Below are 15,833 nucleotides of genomic sequence, written 5' to 3'. Positions count from 1 at the left end.
GGGGAGCAGAAACCCGGCGGGCGCGGAACGTGGCAACCATCTCCGCAAAGGGGATCTGAACGGTCTGCTCTTCTCCCGGCGCAGTGTCGAACGCATAGCCGTAGGCGGGGCTGTCCCAGCCGCCTTGATCCCGCAGTAAGACCTTATACCGCTGCCCATCCCCTCGCAGGCGCAGCTCCAGACCGGCAAACCCCGACAAGTCCAGCGGCGGCTGCCAATTGCGGGTGCGCGTGGAAACAAACCCCCCAAAGTTGGCCGTGGAAACCTGGCCTGCGAACAGCAGCTCCTCCTTTCCCCAGAGCAGTTGGCTTTGGCTCGCCCCGCCCATCACCACATCGTCCAAAATGCCCCAAAACCGATGCAAATCCGGGTTGGGCCGGCGAAAGTCGAACAGCATTCGCTCCGTTTGCCCACTGCTGCGCAATTGCTCCAGATAAGCCTTGGCCGTTGGTGGATCCCCCAAACCTAGGATCACGGTTGCTGTCGCCCAATCTGGCGTATGGCTCACCTCCACGCCCTGCTGCCGCAGGGCCTCCGCCAACCCGTCAGGCAAACCTTCCCCCACCACCCCTATCTGGATAGCGACCGGCTCGGAAAGAGAAGGTGGCACAAAATCATCCTCCACGGCCTGGAACCCATTTTGAACCCGACGCCACACCTCAGCCCAAGGCAGGGCCTCATAGTAGGTGAGTGTGTTCCAGAACCGCCCCAGATCCCAAGGCATGAGTCTACCTCATCTCTTCAGAGGTCTATCCCGGATCCCTAGCTTAGGGCAGCGCCGAAGAACTCCACCGCTTCTGCCAACACGTCTAAAAAGCGATCCACCTCCGCCAACGTGTTGTACAGGTAAACACTGGCTCGGGCAGTGGATTGTACTCCCAAATAGCGATGGAGGGGTTGAGTGCAGTGGTGCCCCGCTCGAACGGCAATGCCTTGCTCATCCAGCAAAGTAGACAGGTCATGGGGATGGACAGCCTCCACCGAAAAGCTAACCAGCCCTGCCCGTCGCGCCGGATCCTTGGGGCCATAAACCGTAATACCCGCTATGTGCTGGATCCCGTCCAACAGGTGGGTAATCAACCTTTGTTCATGGGCATGAACCCGCTCCAGACCGATCTGGCTCAAGTAATCTACGGCTGCCCCCAGCCCCACCGCCTGGGCAATCGCCGGCGTACCAGCCTCAAATTTGTGGGGGATATCCGCATAGGTGGCGTGATCCCAGTACACATCGGCGATCATCTCTCCCCCGCCCAAAAAGGGAGGCATCGCTCGCAGCAGCTCCCGCCTGCCGTAGAGGACGCCAATCCCCGTTGGGCCACACATCTTGTGCCCCGAAAAGGCCAACCAATCGCAATCCAGCGCCTGGACATCCACAGGCATGTGGGGCACGCTCTGGCAGGCATCCAGCAAAACCTTGGCTCCGTAACGATGGGCCAGTTCAGTAATCTCCTGAACGGGGTTGATGGATCCCAGCATGTTGGAGACCTGGGTTACCGCCACCAAGCGGGTGCGGTCGCTGAGCAAAGATTGGTAGTGCTCCAGATCCAACTCTCCCTCTGGCGTGATCTGGATGAACTTGAGGTGGGCTCCCGTCTTCTGGGCCACCCATTGCCACGGGATTAGGTTGCTGTGGTGCTCCATCACCGAGAGGACGATCTCATCCCCCCGCTCCAGATGGCTCAAGCCCCAACTGTAGGCCACCAGATTGATGGCTTCGCTGGCATTGCGGGTGTAGATGATCTCCTGAGGAGAAGGCGCGTTCACAAACCGAGCGATCTTTTCCCGCGCCCCCTCATAGGCATCTGTGGCTTCGTTGCTCAGCGTATGGACCCCACGATGCACGTTGGCGTTGCAGTGTCGATAGTAATGATCCATCGCCTGCATAACCGCCAGTGGCTTTTGAGAAGTGGCGGCATTGTCAAAGTAGATTAGCGGGTGGCCGTTGACCTGGCGCTGCAAAATCGGAAAATCTGACCGCACCTGGACAGCCAGGTCGAAAGAATGATCAAGCTTGAAAGAAGAAAGGGGGGATACCGCCATGGTCTGCGCAAAAAGCCTGCTTCCCTCAGTATGACATCGCTTCCGGCCAGCCTTCGGTAAACCCATCCGCCCAATCCCTTCCAGCATCCAGGGATCCCTTCCGCCCTGACCTGAAAGCGAAACTTGTCACAAAATGTAACCTGATGTTAAGATTAGTTACAGCAATCGATATGAGGTATTGACAATGCAATCTTCTCCCAGGATCCCTTCTCGTCTGGACTCCGCTTCTGTTGCCCAGTACTACGACACCACCAACGACTGGATCCCAGGCTGGACAGAGCAAGCGGAGCGTTGGAATGGACGCTTGGCCATGTTGGGCTTGGTGATCAGCATTGCTACAGAAGCGGTGCTGGGCCACAGTGTTTTTGCCAGCACTCTCGCCCAGTGGCTAGGTCTGCAATAACCTGCAATAATTTGTCGAAGAACTTTTCGGTAGAGCCACATTGGACATCTCACAGACTTTCTCTTTGGCTTTGAGATGTTACAGCTCTACCCTTTTTGGGAGCTTTTTCACCCTTCAATCCCTATCTCGACAGTCCGATGATGCTTGACAATCCCTTCCTCCCCTACATTGCCGTCATGGTGGCCGGGCTGGTGGCCGCTGTTGTGATTGGCTCGATGGCTTTCTTCAACTCCAAGCGCCCTGCTGGCTGGGAAGGCGCCGGTCGCCCGCGGTACGTGCCGCAGTACGGTCAAGACGGCGATACCCCGCCGGAGTGGGAGATTGGCTGGACGGAGAAGGCCGAGCGATGGAACGGACGGCTGGCCATGCTGGGGTTTGCCATCAGTGTTGTGGTAGAGGCCATTGTGGGCCACAGTGTGTTTGCCTCTGCACTGGGGATCCACTGATCCAAGTTGAAAGCTGTCCGGCGCCCAGTCGTCTCGAGGAAATAAAGGCGGAAGCTATGGAAGCCTGCTTTTTCCTCATGCGTGCTCTTTGTCTTTGCCGTGCAGTACTACCTCGCTTATCTCCTGGAAAGGCTGTACCCAAAGATCGGTGCCTCCTCCATTCGGTTGGTGTCTAGCCATCTGTTGCCTGTCTAATATGATTCTCAAAGGTGAGACGTGCTGGAAGCTCAGAAAGGTTCATAGGGATACCCACAAGCTTGAGTGTCTTGAAAAATAGATGGAAGTTATCTACCTTGTCACAGCGGAAGTAACAATCAGAGCTCTTTGTTGACCTAGACCCTGAGATAAACTCCAGGCGGAATACGTAACCATCCTCACTATCAATGCACAGCTTAATCTCTTTGATAGCCTGGATCCTAAATAACAATCGCTCTGAAGAACCGAAATCCTTGACTCTAACGTACTCTCTACTTATGGCAACGCATCCAAATGAAACCTCTTGTCCACGCTCAATTGCTTCTCTCATGCCTTTCCAGCGCGTGGAGCAAATGTAGCTGGCTACATACCTCATCAAAGGCAAAGACGGGGAAGATATAGATACGACAGGATTTCCTTGGCAATTGATGTAGTAGCTGTAGTATGGGTAGCATTCTGATTTGACAAAACCGACACTCTTCTTTCTGAAGTCCACGTTCACTGAGACAATTTCGTTATACCTATAGGCAAGTCTGTTCTGCTTTCCTAGGATGTCACGATAGATGTCATGATAAATGAAGCCATTGCTCAAAATAACAACCCTAGATTTATAGGGTTGATTTGAGTACCAATAGTACCAAAGAAGCATCGATAAACCACCCAACAATCCAGAAAAAGCCATAGCAATAGGAGGTATGCCACTGGCCAAAGTGCTAGGGATCCATGTCCCTAAGGCAGAAAGTATTGCCGATAGAACTGCGAAGATAGGAAGTCCAATAAGTAGCAATGTAGATAAAGATACCGACACAACACGCATCAGCAAAGTAAAAGGGCTCCATTTCTCGATTGGCGTTTCTTCTGTTGTTACGAGGTATCCCAGTGACTTATCCCGTACCAGCTTTGTCTCGGCCTCTAATAACATCACTTATCCCCCCTCACTTCTTGGATAAGCTCCATTGGCAATCTATGCCAAAGTAGTGTTTAGAGACAAACTCATAATCTATTCTGTTTCACCACTGGATAATCTTTTTCTGAACGGCTGTCATACACATGGCAACGCGGGCGTTGATCTCATCCTCAGAGCCGAAAATATCTAGCTTTTCTTTGAGCCTTTGGATACAGTTTTGTACGGTCTTCTTGCTGGTGTGAATGCGATCGGCAATGGCTTGGTCGGTGAGGGCTTCTTTGCAGAGCAAATTCAAGACCTCAATTTCTCGTTCCGTCAGCTTCGTAAGACCGCGCAACTCCCGCGGCATGCGCAATTCTCCATTGAGGGCACTTTTGGCCCCCTCCAAAAACACGGTGCGCCGTTCCATTTTGTTGACCGCGGCAAACCCACCCTGGTGTTTGCTGATCAGGCCCACCAATGGAGTTAGCAGCAGCGGCTCGCTGGAATAGGCCATCACATTTAGGGTGGGGTAGTTCTCAAAGATATGACGCAGGAACTCTAGGCCAGGCTCGGCAGACTGCTCCCCGCTGGTTTGACCGTAGAGCAGATCGGCTACAACCAAGTCTGGTTGTTCCCGCTGCAGGCGCAGGATGGCGTCCATGGGATTGGTGACCGTAATACATTGAGCATCTGCTGCAATGCGTTGCAGCCACTCACAGTTGTTTTGAGCCACCTCTGGATGATCTTCGACGATCAAAAACTTGAGCGGGGCAGTGGCGCTTTCAACCTCGGGCATCAATCCACTCCTCTAAATCCTTATCTTGTAGTCCATTCTCTGCCGAGCGAGCTTGGCCGAGATGCGTTCGTCGGCAAGGGATCCGTCTGCAAGCATAGCTCCCAGCCGACTACCCCAGTGTAGCCTCAGGTAGGGGCTTAGAGATGAGCCTGGGGGGGTGGGAAAGGACAGGTTAGGCTAGAGGGTGACGTCAACCGGATCTGAACTGTGGTACCCCTGCAAGATCGCAACCCAACCACCCGCACAGCCTATGTCACTTATGCCTTGGTGATCGTTAATATTCTAGTCTTTCTGTACCAGCTAACCCTGTCGCCACAAGAGCTGGCAGCTTTTTTCCGGGAGTGGGCAGTGGTACCGATAGAGTTGACGGCCAGTTTTCGAGGGGAGATCACCTCTTCGTCGCGTCCAGAATGGGTAACCCTATTCACCTCACAATTTCTGCATGGGGGCTTTCTCCACATTGGCGGGAACATGCTTTTTTTGTGGGTTTTCGGCAACAACGTTGAGGATCGCTTGGGCCATGTGCGCTACCTCATCTTCTACCTGACTTGTGGAGCTTTGGCTGCATTAACGCAGTGGTTTTTCGATATGGGATCCCCCATTCCTTCACTGGGGGCAAGCGGCGCTATTGCTGGCGTATTGGGAGCCTATATTTTGCGTTTTCCACGGGCCGAGATTCTGACCCTGGTGCCCTTGGGTATTTTCATCACAACCCTCTACGTTCCGGCTTGGGTGTTCCTAGGCTTTTGGTTCATCCAGCAAGCTTTCTACGGCATTGCCAGCCTACAGACGCCTACCAATATCGGTATGCAGGGTGGAGGAATTGCTTACTGGGCCCATGCAGGCGGTTTTGTGTTTGGGGCCATTTTGGGGCCGCTGATGGGTTTGTTTTCCGGCAAAAGCCCTTATGACCGCCAAATGACTTGGCAACAACGTGACAGGGATCTGTTTTGATTTGATCAGCTTTGATACTTTCTCAGTCTATTGTTAATCGGATAGCAGCGTGATGGGAGAAAGCCATGGTCAGTCTATCTGCCAAGCCTCTAACTCTGGAAGACTTTCTACAACAGCCGGAAACTCAGCCCGCCAGCGAGTTCATCAAAGGAGAAATTATCCAGAAGCCCATGCCACAGGGAAAGCATAGCCGTCTCCAACTAAAACTGGGTAGCTTCATTAACGAGATGTTGGAGCCTTCTCAACTGGGAATGGCATTTCCAGAGCTGCGCTGCACCTTCGCCGGATACGCGATTGTGCCCGATATTTCTGTGATCCCCTGGGATCGGATCCCTGTAGATGAAGATGGCACCATTCAAAATCTCATCCCCTTTTGCCCGGATTGGATGATCGAGATTCTCTCTCCCGATCAAAATCCAATGAAGCTGGTCAAAAAAATCTTGATCGGCCTGGATCACGGCTGCCAAATGGGGTGGATCGTGGCTCCCGAAGAAAGGGTTGTTTTCGCCTACCCTGCCGGGCAGCAGCCGACAGTACATGAGGATCCCCAAGAGGTGATCCCCGCTCCCGCCTTCGCCTCAGGGATCCAACTGACAATTGCAACTTTGTTTGGCTGGATGCAAGTTCAAGCTGGTGAGGGCCGCAAGCCCAATAGGGGATAGAAAGGGAGTGGATCCCTTTCCGACCCTTAGTTCTCATCTCAATTCAACATTATTATTCAGTTGTTGTAGAGGGCAGGGGCTTGGGCAACCGTCTCACCAGTTTGGGGCAGTTCCTGCCGCAGCAGCGCCACCAAGGCGTTGGTGGATTGGTCGTAGAGGCTGGTCACCAGCTTGGGATAGAGGCCAATGCCGATGATGGGGATCAACAGGCAGGCGATGATGAACACCTCGCGTGGCTCAGCATCTACCAATTCTTCGTGTTCGGTGAGCTCTTTGTTCTCTGGGCCAAAGAAAATCTGCCGCAACATCGACAGCAGGTAGATGGGGGTCAGGATCACCCCAACTGCTGCCAGGAAAACCACCACCAACCGGAAGGGGAGAGAGTAGGCATCGGTGGTGGCCATGCCGATAAACACCATGATCTCGGCCACAAAGCCGCTCATCCCAGGTAGGGCCAAAGAGGCCAGCGAGCAGGCGGTGAACATGGAGAAGATCTTGGGCATCTTCAGGCCCACACCGCCCATTTCTTCCAGCTCCAGTGTGTGGGTGCGGTCGTAGGTGGCCCCCACCAAGAAGAACAGGCTGGCCCCGATAAGTCCGTGAGAGATCATCTGCAACATGGCCCCGCTCATGCCGATTTCGGTCAGGGATCCGATGCCGATGAGCACAAAACCCATGTGGCTGATGGAAGAATAGGCGATCTTCCGTTTCAGGTTGCGCTGGGCAAAAGAGGTGAGGGCGGCAAAGATGATGTTCACCACCCCCAACACGATCAGCACCGGCGCAAAGTAAAGATGAGCATCCGGCAGCATGCCCGCATTCATGCGCATCAGGGCATAGCCCCCCATCTTGAGCAGGATCCCGGCCAGCAACATGTGCACCGGCGCAGTGGCCTCGCCGTGGGCATCGGGCAGCCAAGTGTGCAAGGGGAAAATGGGCAGCTTCACCCCATAGGCAATGAGGAAGGCCCCATACATCAGCAGTTGGAAGGTGAGTGGATAGGTCTTGTGGGCCAGATCCGTCATGTCAAAGCTGATGGGATCCCCGTAGAAGGCCATAGCCAGACCTGCCACCAGGATAAACAGGGAGCTGAGAGCCGTGTAGAGGATGAACTTGGTGGCCGCATACAGGCGGTTGTATCCCCCCCAAATGGAGAGGAGCAAGTACACCGGGATCAGCTCCAATTCCCACATCAGGAAAAACAGCAACATGTCCTGCACGGCAAACACCCCGATCTGCCCGCCATACATGGCCAGCATCAAAAAGTAGAAGAGGCGAGGTTTGAGGGTGACCGGCCAAGCGGCCAAGATGGCTAGGGTAGTGATAAACGCCGTGAGCAGGATCAGGGGCATGGAGAGGCCATCAGCCCCCACCGACCAACTCAAGCCCACTTGGGGTACCCAGGTGTAGCGCTCCAGCAGTTGCAAACCTGTCTGGCCGGGATCGTAGCCGACATAGAAGCCGGCCAGCAGAATCAGCAGATCCGTGACCGCAATGAACAAAGCAAACCAGCGGATCCGCTCGGCCAACTTTTGTGCGTAGGCGCGGGTACTGGGATCCCCAGCCGGTGCTGGGATCAGGGGAATAAATAGGGCGGCCAACACAGGGTAAGCGATGACCGTGGTCAGCCAAGGAAACTCGTGCAAGCTGGGCAGCGCCATGGATGTAACCTCGCTTGTGCCATACCATCAGGGGGATCCCTGCCGGCTGCAATCCGACAGCCCTTTACCAGAATCGCCCTTGAGTATCTATGCTTAGCAAATCTACAGGATTATCTTAAGGCTCCCTCTCCCTTTCCGTTGGGATCCCTGGGATGGAGCAGATGCATGGGTGGATGTTGTACCCGAAAATCAAAATATAGTCTTCCACTGTTCTCACAAGGTAACCGATCTCATCATGCCTCAACCCAAACTGATCATCCACGGCGGAGCCGGCAGCGCCCTGGAAGGGGAAAGCAGCCTGGAAAAAGTGAGGGGATCCCTGCAGCAGGTGGTGGAGAGCACCTACGAGCTGCTGTTGGCTGGGCAGAGTGCCGAGGCGGCGGTGATGCATGCCTGCCAGTTGCTGGAGGATGATCCGCTCTACAATGCCGGGACAGGGTCGGTCTTGCAGTCGGATGGGCAAATCCGCATGAGCGCCGCTCTCATGAACGGGGCCACCCAGTCTTTTAGCGGGGTGATCAACGTCAGCCGGGTTCAGCATCCCATCCTCATGGCCCAGGCTCTGCAATCAAGCCCGGATCGCGTGGTGGCCGAACAAGGGGCAGCGGAGCTGGCGCGGGAACTGAAGTTGCCGGTCTATGACCCGGCCACTCTCAAGCGGGTTCAAGAGTGGGTGCAGTTGCGCCAAACCCATCCCCCAACTAGGGTTCTCACTGCTCTGGCCATGGGCACGGTGGGGGCGGTGGCGCTGGATCAACAGGGGCAAATCTGTGCCGGCACCTCCACCGGCGGGCGGGGGTTTGAACGGGTGGGGCGAGTAAGCGATTCGGCCACTCCAGCGGGAACCTATGCCAGTGCGGCGGCGGGGGTCAGTTGTACTGGTGTCGGGGAAGATATTTTGGATGAGAGCTTGGCGGCGCGGATTGTGATTCGAGTGGAAGATGGCCTCAGCCTGAAGGCTGCCATGGCCAAGTCTTTTCAAGAGGCCCGCCAACGTCGCCGCTCCTTTGGGGCCATTGCTCTATCGCGCTCGGGGGAGATTGCTTGGGATACCACCACCGACCTACTGCTGGCCGCCTATCACGATGGGCAGGGGATCGGCTTGACGATCTAAACTTCTAGCCGGGCTTGCGGGATTAGACCTGGACAAGCCTGAGGCGGTTGGATAAGAGTAGGATAAGAGTAGAAATAGTACTTAAACAAACCAAGTCTGCCCCCTGGCGGGCCACTGTAGAGCGTTTATGGCACTTCACGCGGAGTTGCACCGTCATTTGGGCGGTTCGGTTGTCCCCCGAATTCTGTGGCGCTATTTTCACCGCCAGGGATCCCCTTTGGCAGAGCGCTTTCCCACCTATGCCGAGTTTGAGGAGTTCTACACCCGCCCGCGCAACACCCTCGAGGATTACCTGGAGCTGCACACGCTGGTGGAACAGGTGCAGACCCTGGAAACCCTGCCCTATTTTATCTACCGCCTGCTGCGGGGAGCCTACATCTTTGAGGATCTGGCCTACCTAGAGATTCGCTACACCCCCTACCTGCGCACGGATCCCAGCCTGGATGAGGCGGAGCGCCTCAAGCAGATGCGCCAGGTAATCGAGACGGTGGGGCAGGCCAGCCAGCAGCGAGAGTATCCCATCGTCACCACCCAGATCGTCTGTTTGCATTCACGCCTGCCCAGCCACATCAACCGGGCCATGGTGGAAGCTGCCGCTGAGTCGGAGTATGTGTGTGCCATCGACCTGGCCGGGGGAGACAAGCCCTACGGCGAACGGATGGACGAGTGGATTGAGCTGTTCAAGTATGCGCTGGCCCGCGGCCTAAAAACCACTGCCCACCTGTACGAAACTTTGGATGGCTGCTACCCACAGTTGCTGCCCTATGTCTCGCGGATCGGCCACGGCATTCAGATCCCCCTCCACTATCCAGAATTGCTGCCGGAGCTGGCGCGGCGAGGCCAATGCCTGGAAGTTTGTCCCACCACCTATCTAAAAACGGGAACTCTGCCCAGTTTGGAGCCCCTCAAGATTGTCTTTGACCGCTGCTTTGAGGCGGGGGTGGATATCGCCATCTGCACCGACAACGCCGGCTTGCACAATGTGCGGCTGCCGTTTGAGTACGAGAACCTGCTGACCCACGACATTATCGATTTCGAGCAGCTCAAACACTGCCAGGAAGCAGCCTTTCGTCACGCTTTTGCCTGGCCCTACAAGGGGCGTCCGGCCTCATTGTTGTCGGAGTTACAGCAGGGGGTATCTGCTTCTTTGGTGGCTCTCTGATCCCCTCAGCGGGACGGAGTCTTTATTCTTCATCCGAGCTTCTTGAGAATAGGGAAGGGATCCACAGCAGAGCCGGGGGCAATTTTCGCAAGGGAAATAACCGCTTGGATCCCTTGCCCAGAGCGATGCTGAGCGGCATCCGAGGGTGGATGAAGCCCAACAGAATCCAATGCTGAGTCTACTGAGCCAAGCATGAAGGTCTATATCAGTGCCGATATTGAAGGGATCGCCGGCATCAGCCATTGGGATGAGGCCACCATCGGCCAGCCGGGTTACGAGCCATTCCGAGAGCAGATGACCCGAGCAGTGATCGCGGCTTGTGAGGGATCCCTGGCTGCCGGAGCCACGCAGATCACAGTCAAAGATGCCCATGACTCCGGGCGGAACCTCATCCCCGAACGGTTGCCGGAGCCGGTGCAACTCATCCGCGGCTGGAGCGGCCACCCCTACTGTATGGTGCAAGAGTTGGATCGCAGTTACGATGCCCTGCTCCTAATCGGCTATCATGCCCGCGCCGGATCTGCTGCCAACCCCCTCGCCCACACCTACACCACCGAAGTTAGCCAAATCCGGCTGAACGGCCAGGCCATCGCCGAGTTTCACCTGGTCAGCCTCACGGCTGCCTATGAGGGAGTCCCGGTTGTGTTTGTAGCCGGAGATGCGGAGGTGTGTGCCGCAGCGAAAGCTTATGACGCCCACATCGAGACGGTGGTCACCCACAAAGGAATGGGCCAGTCGGTCATTACGCCACATCCGCAGCAGGTTCTACAGGCCATCCGCCAAGGTGTAGAGGGATCCCTGAGGCGGCTGTCGGCCTACCGTCCTCGCCCACTGCCGGATCACTTTCAATTGGAAGTGGACTACAAGGATCCCGCTCGGGCCTACCGCAAGTCTTTTTATCCCGGCTGCCGGTGGATTGCCGATTCCACGGTTCGGCTGGAAGTTTCCGAGTGGTTTGAGGTGTTGCGGGCTTTGGAGTTTATCGTGCTCACCTAGCCAGGGATCCAAGCGGCATCTGGATGAGGCGAGCAGCAGCTTCCCTGAGGCTGGTCTCGGAAAGGTCAGACAGCTCAATCCGGGCCCGAAGGCGATTGAAGTTTTGCTGCAGCCCGTGTCGATAGGTGGGGTCGTAGTGCTGCTCCAGCAACTCCTGCACAAACTGCGGCCACTCTTGGGCGTCGATCAGCTCAAACCAACGCTGCAAGCGGCCCTGGCCAAGACGGGACTTCAGAGGCAGCAATTTCCCCTTTAGCGCTTGGGGGTGAGCAATCCAGTGGGGATAGTGGGCGATTAACCCCTTCACCCGCTCCTCTAGAGGCAACTGCACTTCGACACAGTCGGCTTGGGTAAGGGCTTGCCAAAGGGCAGGCGGCAGATGGAGCTGGCCCACTTTGGCACTCTCAGCCTCCACCCAGACCGGTTTGGCGGGATCCCACTGGAGAAAAACCTGCACCAGTTGACTTTCAAAGCTCTTCTGACTGGGCTGTGGCACCCCCCACTCGGCCCCCAGGAGAGATCCCCGGTGACAGGCCAGCTTTTCCAGATCGAGAACTTGGGATCCCTGTTGGCGCAGATGGTGAAGCAACTGGGTTTTGCCGCTCCCTGTTGGCCCGCAGAGCACTCGGTAGGTAAATTCCTGGGGCAAGATCTGCAGCTGTCGGCGCACCCAGGCCCGGTAGGTTTTGTAGCCACCTTGCAAAACCGTAACCTGCCAGCCCACCTGGGACAACACCAATGCCAAGCTGGCAGAGCGCTGCCCTCCCCGCCAGCAGTAGATTAGGGGCCGGTAATCGCGATCTTTATCGGCAAAATGGGTTTGCAAGTGGCGACTGATGTTCTGGGCCACCAAGCTTGCCCCTCGTTTGCGGGCTGTAAAGGGATCTACCTGCTTATAGAGCGTGCCCACCTCTGCCCGTTCTGTATCGTAGAGTACAGGCAAGTTGATGGCTCCCGGCCAATGATCCTCTGCGAACTCTGCCGGAGAGCGCACATCGATAATTTCGCTGTAGGTGTGCAGCCAGGGCTCTGCAGTGAAGTGAATCGGAGGAGACACAAACCTGTGGATGGAAATGGCAAGCTAGCGCAATCTTGAACAGTTTCTAGCTTAGCAACGCTGCTGCTCAAGGAAGCCCAGGGCTAACCCTAGCCTATCCCCTCGCAGGTGGACTTCTCGCTTTTCCAGAAGTTTAGGCAAGGTCTCTGGAACATGCAGGATGCCATTTGCCGCTCTCAAAAAAGTTATAGAGGTTTTCAGGCTCTCCAGGTGCCACCTTAGATAGAAAGGTGAGCTCGGACTTTTTCTTCGTCCATTTGGTCAGTCGGCCCCTCCATGATAAGGGATCCATTCTCCATGAGATAAAAATAATCGGCTAGGCTTTGGGCAAACTCAAAATACTGCTCCACCAGCAACACCGAAACGCCCCGCTCCTTTTGAATGCGGCTGATGGCTTCTTCGATCTCGATAATGATAGAGGGCTGGATCCCTTCTGTAGGCTCATCCAGGAGCAAAAGTTTGGGCTCTGCCACCAAAGCTCTGGCGATGGCCAGTTGCTGCTGCTGCCCACCGCTCAAATCCCCACCCAGCCGTTTAAGAAAAGAACGCAGAATTGGGAATAGGTCATAGACAAACTCAGGTATGATCCGTTCTCTGTCCGGTGCCGCTTCTAGCCCCACCAGCAGGTTTTCCTCAACCGTTAGGCGGGGAAATATCTCTCGACCTTGGGGTACATAGCCAATACCGGCGCGGGCTCGCCAATTGGGAGGGTAATGGTTGATAGGACGGCCCTCAAAAGCAATTTTGCCTGTGCAGTCTTTCAGAAGCCCCATCAGGGCTTTAAGCGTGGTGGTTTTGCCCATGCCATTGCGACCCAGAAGGCAGACCGCTTGGCCGGGAAAGATCTTAAAAGAGAGATCCTTCACAATTAAACTCTGACCATAGTAAACCCTCAAGTTGGAGACCTCCAGGAGAGGCCCGGATCCATCTCGGGATAAGTTTTGTGTTGCGGTCGCGTTTGCCAGAGCGCCCATTTTCAGCACTTGACGACGATTAAAAGATTAAGCCATCGGTGATCTCCGAAACGAAGTAAGTGCAAAGGGTGTTAAGAAGTACAGTTGCAGCAGCCCGGCCAACAGAGGGAAGCACTTAGCTCATCACCTCGCCCATGTGTTAAATTTGCCCAACTGCAGTCGGCTGAGGCTTTCACCGAATGCCTTCCCAACATCAACAGAGGAAAAGGCTAATCCTGCAGTCGAGAAAGCGTCGTGCGTCCCTGTTGCCTTAACGTGTTCCATCAAACCCATTCGGCCCGGAGAGAATTGTATCGTGGGATACCTTTTCCCAGAATCCGAGCCCTTTCCCCGCAGGCTGTAGGCAAAGGCAGGGATCCCTTGCTGCCGGCATAATAGGGGTTCTGGGGTCGAGAATTAACAGCCTATGGTGCAGCAGGCCGGCTATGGATCTTGGCGATCCCCGATTACCGCTGACCTGGTGGTGACGGGATCCCTGCGCTTGGGACAGATGGTTTGGGATCAGGGGGATCTCTACTGGACGGAGGGCCGCCCGCAAGAAAAAGGGCGCAATGTGTTGATGCGGCGCTCTGCCGACGGGATCCTGGTGGAGCTGACACCGGCACCTTTCAATGTGCGGACACGGGTGCATGAGTATGGGGGTGGAGCTTATTGGGTGTCGGCAGGGGTAGTGTATTTTTGCAACTTCGCTGACCAACGGCTCTACCGCCTGCTGCCGGGTTCAGATCCCCAGCCCCTGACGGAAGCAGGCCCCTATCGCTATGCAGATGGGGTGGTGGATCGGGCGCGTGGACGCATCCTCTGTGTGCGGGAGGATCACAGCCGCCAGGGAGAGCCGGAAAACAGCCTTGTCTCGATTGACTTAGCAAGTGGATCCCAGCAGATTTTGGCTTCTGGGCACGACTTCTACGCCAGCCCGCGCCTCAGTCCAGACGGCCAGACCTTGGTATGGCTGACCTGGGATCACCCCCAAATGCCCTGGGACGGCACAGAGCTGTGGCGGTCTGAGGTGAACCCTGACGGCAGCTTGGGAGAACCTCAAAAGCTGGCCGGTGGCCCTGCCGAGTCGATCTTCCAGCCCCAGTGGTCACCGCAAGGGGATCTCTACTTTGTTTCCGATTGCAGCGGCTGGTGGAACCTCTATCGCTGGGATCCCCAGGGCCCCATTCCCCTCTGCCCTATGGAAGCGGAGTTTGGAGAGCCGCAGTGGGTGTTTGGCCTGAGCACCTACGGCTTCTGTGGCGATGGGCGCATCCTGGCCTGTTATGAACAAGACGGGCTGTCTCATCTGGCTTATCTGGATCCCCATTCAGGACAGTTGGCAGGGATCCCCTTGCCCTACACCCAGATCAGCGGTTTGCAGGTGAGTGGGGAAAAAGCCGCTTTCCTGGCCGGATCCCCGACGGAAGCCACTGCCTTGGTCTGCCTAGACTTACCCTCCAGCCAAGTGGAGGTGGTGGCCCGTTCCAGCAGCGTGGCGGTGGATCCCGACTATCTGTCGATCCCAGAGCCCATTGTTTTTCCCACCGGTGGCGGCAAGGAAGTGGCCTACGCCTTCTTCTATCCCCCCAAAAACCGAGACTTTGTTGCCCCTGCTGGCGAAAAGCCACCCCTGCTGGTGAAAAGCCACGGCGGGCCCACCGGGGCGACGGCAGCCGTGCTCAACCTGGGGATCCAATACTGGACCAGTCGGGGGATTGCGGTTTTGGATGTGAACTACCGTGGCAGCAGCGGCTATGGGCGGGCCTATCGGGATGCCCTCAAAGGCCGGTGGGGCCTGGTGGATGTGGAAGATTGCATTGCCGGAGCTCAATTTTTGGCAGAACAGGGCAAGGTGGATGGGGAACGGCTGCTCATTCAAGGGGGCAGCGCTGGCGGCTATACCACGTTGGCGGCCTTGACCTTCCATGCCGTCTTCCGAGCAGGTGCCAGCTACTACGGGGTGAGCGATCTAGAAGCCCTGGCCCAGGAGACCCACAAGTTCGAGTCTCGCTACTTGGACAGCCTCATTGGCCCCTACCCAGAGCGGCGGGATCTCTACCGGGAGCGTTCCCCCATTCATCACCTGGAGGGCCTCAATTGTCCGGTTATCTTCTTCCAAGGGTTGGAAGACGCCATCGTGCCCCCCAATCAGGCGGAGAGGATGGTGGTAGCCCTACGGGCCAAAGGGATCCCAGTGGCCTATGTGCCTTTCGAGGGAGAGCAACACGGCTTTCGCCAGGCGGCCAACATCAAACGGGCTTTGGAGGCAGAGCTTTACTTTTATGCCCAGGTGCTGGGGTTTCCGCTGGCAGAACCTTTTGAGCCCGTTCGGATCGAAAACCTAGACACCTGATGATGACTGCTCAATGGGTCGAATAGAAAGGGATCCCGTCCCATCTATGGCCCATTGTTGCTCCACAACGCTGTCGCGACAGAGCAGCCCCTCTATGATGGACTTACCAGCCAACCCGGATGGAGCATGACTCTAGTCAATAATAAGCT

General features: G+C 56.1%; 15 protein-coding genes. 8 read left to right on the top strand and 7 right to left on the bottom strand.

What is annotated here, in order from left to right:
- Together NW815_RS08720 and NW815_RS08715 are read right to left on the bottom strand one after the other, a co-directional pair.
- Nucleotides 1-724 (bottom strand): CIA30 family protein (locus tag NW815_RS08720; RefSeq protein ID WP_414415910.1); only part of this gene is annotated, 724 nt, incomplete at its 3' end.
- A 38-nt stretch (nt 725-762) separates the two neighbouring features.
- A complete protein-coding gene (locus NW815_RS08715; protein ID WP_414387793.1) occupies nt 763-2,040 on the bottom strand; it encodes a cysteine desulfurase in 1,278 nt (425 codons plus the stop codon).
- 184 nt (nt 2,041-2,224) lie between these two features.
- On the opposite strand from NW815_RS08715, the gene NW815_RS08710 reads away from it, so the two are divergent.
- Nucleotides 2,225-2,443, top strand: a complete 219-nt coding sequence (locus NW815_RS08710; protein WP_011433585.1) for a hypothetical protein — start codon at nt 2,225-2,227, stop codon at nt 2,441-2,443.
- A 137-nt stretch (nt 2,444-2,580) separates the two neighbouring features.
- The gene (psb35, locus tag NW815_RS08705) at nt 2,581-2,889 is read left to right on the top strand and encodes a photosystem II assembly protein Psb35 (RefSeq protein WP_414331646.1); all 309 of its coding nucleotides are present in this window, start codon (nt 2,581-2,583) and stop codon (nt 2,887-2,889) included.
- A 172-nt stretch (nt 2,890-3,061) separates the two neighbouring features.
- Here the strand turns inward: psb35 and NW815_RS08700 are convergent, their stop codons facing one another.
- Both NW815_RS08700 and NW815_RS08695 read right to left on the bottom strand, forming a co-directional pair.
- Nucleotides 3,062-4,006, bottom strand: a complete 945-nt coding sequence (locus NW815_RS08700; protein WP_041436629.1) for a hypothetical protein — start codon at nt 4,004-4,006, stop codon at nt 3,062-3,064.
- Between the two features lie 88 nt (nt 4,007-4,094).
- Nucleotides 4,095-4,769 carry a response regulator transcription factor gene (locus tag NW815_RS08695; protein ID WP_414342386.1) on the bottom strand — a complete coding sequence of 225 codons (675 nt, stop codon included), beginning with the start codon at nt 4,767-4,769 and terminating at the stop codon, nt 4,095-4,097.
- Nucleotides 4,770-4,976: 207 nt separating this feature from the next.
- On the opposite strand from NW815_RS08695, the gene NW815_RS08690 reads away from it, so the two are divergent.
- Both NW815_RS08690 and NW815_RS08685 read left to right on the top strand, forming a co-directional pair.
- The gene (locus NW815_RS08690) at nt 4,977-5,723 is read left to right on the top strand and encodes a rhomboid family intramembrane serine protease (RefSeq protein WP_414387791.1); all 747 of its coding nucleotides are present in this window, start codon (nt 4,977-4,979) and stop codon (nt 5,721-5,723) included.
- Between the two features lie 65 nt (nt 5,724-5,788).
- Nucleotides 5,789-6,385: a Uma2 family endonuclease gene (locus NW815_RS08685; protein WP_414387789.1), complete on the top strand. Its 597-nt coding sequence runs from the start codon at nt 5,789-5,791 to the stop codon at nt 6,383-6,385.
- A gap of 56 nt (nt 6,386-6,441) precedes the next feature.
- Here the strand turns inward: NW815_RS08685 and NW815_RS08680 are convergent, their stop codons facing one another.
- The gene (locus NW815_RS08680; protein WP_414357523.1) at nt 6,442-8,046 is read right to left on the bottom strand and encodes an NAD(P)H-quinone oxidoreductase subunit 4; all 1,605 of its coding nucleotides are present in this window, start codon (nt 8,044-8,046) and stop codon (nt 6,442-6,444) included.
- 235 nt (nt 8,047-8,281) lie between these two features.
- On the opposite strand from NW815_RS08680, the gene NW815_RS08675 reads away from it, so the two are divergent.
- The 3 genes from NW815_RS08675 (at nt 8,282) to NW815_RS08665 (ending at nt 11,318) form a co-directional block, all read left to right on the top strand.
- Entirely contained in the window at nt 8,282-9,160 is an 879-nt protein-coding gene (locus NW815_RS08675) for an isoaspartyl peptidase/L-asparaginase (RefSeq protein ID WP_414390902.1), read from the top strand.
- 127 nt (nt 9,161-9,287) lie between these two features.
- Complete coding sequence (locus NW815_RS08670) at nt 9,288-10,322, top strand: adenosine deaminase (protein ID WP_414357521.1); 1,035 nt, start codon at nt 9,288-9,290, stop codon at nt 10,320-10,322.
- A gap of 192 nt (nt 10,323-10,514) precedes the next feature.
- Nucleotides 10,515-11,318 carry a M55 family metallopeptidase gene (locus NW815_RS08665; protein WP_414390220.1) on the top strand — a complete coding sequence of 268 codons (804 nt, stop codon included), beginning with the start codon at nt 10,515-10,517 and terminating at the stop codon, nt 11,316-11,318.
- On the opposite strand, the gene mnmH is transcribed toward NW815_RS08665, so the two are convergent.
- Both mnmH and urtE read right to left on the bottom strand, forming a co-directional pair.
- On the bottom strand, nt 11,311-12,375 hold the full coding sequence (gene mnmH / locus NW815_RS08660) for a tRNA 2-selenouridine(34) synthase MnmH (protein WP_414390221.1): 1,065 nt from the start codon (nt 12,373-12,375) through the stop codon (nt 11,311-11,313). The two genes, NW815_RS08665 and mnmH, sit on opposite strands and share 8 nt — an antisense overlap.
- Before the next feature lie 218 nt (nt 12,376-12,593).
- Nucleotides 12,594-13,349 carry an urea ABC transporter ATP-binding subunit UrtE gene (gene urtE / locus NW815_RS08655; RefSeq protein WP_414390224.1) on the bottom strand — a complete coding sequence of 252 codons (756 nt, stop codon included), beginning with the start codon at nt 13,347-13,349 and terminating at the stop codon, nt 12,594-12,596.
- A gap of 406 nt (nt 13,350-13,755) precedes the next feature.
- On the opposite strand from urtE, the gene NW815_RS08650 reads away from it, so the two are divergent.
- Nucleotides 13,756-15,684 (top strand): S9 family peptidase, encoded by a 1,929-nt coding sequence (locus tag NW815_RS08650; RefSeq protein WP_414390226.1) that lies wholly within the window; start codon nt 13,756-13,758, stop codon nt 15,682-15,684.
- The last annotated feature ends 149 nt before the right edge of the window (nt 15,685-15,833 follow it).

The sequence above is a fragment of the Synechococcus sp. R6-7 genome, assembly GCF_047461695.1.
GTDB lineage: Bacteria > Cyanobacteriota > Cyanobacteriia > Thermostichales > Thermostichaceae > Thermostichus.
Note: the sequence above shows the minus strand (reverse complement) of the source record. Positions and strands in the feature narration are given on the sequence as shown.

What these genes read in the sequence shown, in the direction of transcription:
- NW815_RS08715 (WP_414387793.1), bottom strand. Translation starts at nt 2,040, where the DNA reads ATGGCGGTATCCCCCCTTTCTTCTTTCAAGCTTGATCATTCTTTCGAC.
- NW815_RS08710 (WP_011433585.1), top strand. Translation starts at nt 2,225, where the DNA reads ATGCAATCTTCTCCCAGGATCCCTTCTCGTCTGGACTCCGCTTCTGTT.
- psb35 (WP_414331646.1), top strand. Translation starts at nt 2,581, where the DNA reads ATGATGCTTGACAATCCCTTCCTCCCCTACATTGCCGTCATGGTGGCC.
- NW815_RS08700 (WP_041436629.1), bottom strand. Translation starts at nt 4,006, where the DNA reads ATGTTATTAGAGGCCGAGACAAAGCTGGTACGGGATAAGTCACTGGGA.
- NW815_RS08695 (WP_414342386.1), bottom strand. Translation starts at nt 4,769, where the DNA reads ATGCCCGAGGTTGAAAGCGCCACTGCCCCGCTCAAGTTTTTGATCGTC.
- NW815_RS08685 (WP_414387789.1), top strand. Translation starts at nt 5,789, where the DNA reads ATGGTCAGTCTATCTGCCAAGCCTCTAACTCTGGAAGACTTTCTACAA.
- NW815_RS08680 (WP_414357523.1), bottom strand. Translation starts at nt 8,046, where the DNA reads ATGGCGCTGCCCAGCTTGCACGAGTTTCCTTGGCTGACCACGGTCATC.
- NW815_RS08675 (WP_414390902.1), top strand. Translation starts at nt 8,282, where the DNA reads ATGCCTCAACCCAAACTGATCATCCACGGCGGAGCCGGCAGCGCCCTG.
- NW815_RS08670 (WP_414357521.1), top strand. Translation starts at nt 9,288, where the DNA reads ATGGCACTTCACGCGGAGTTGCACCGTCATTTGGGCGGTTCGGTTGTC.
- NW815_RS08665 (WP_414390220.1), top strand. Translation starts at nt 10,515, where the DNA reads ATGAAGGTCTATATCAGTGCCGATATTGAAGGGATCGCCGGCATCAGC.
- urtE (WP_414390224.1), bottom strand. Translation starts at nt 13,349, where the DNA reads ATGGGCGCTCTGGCAAACGCGACCGCAACACAAAACTTATCCCGAGAT.
- NW815_RS08650 (WP_414390226.1), top strand. Translation starts at nt 13,756, where the DNA reads ATGGTGCAGCAGGCCGGCTATGGATCTTGGCGATCCCCGATTACCGCT.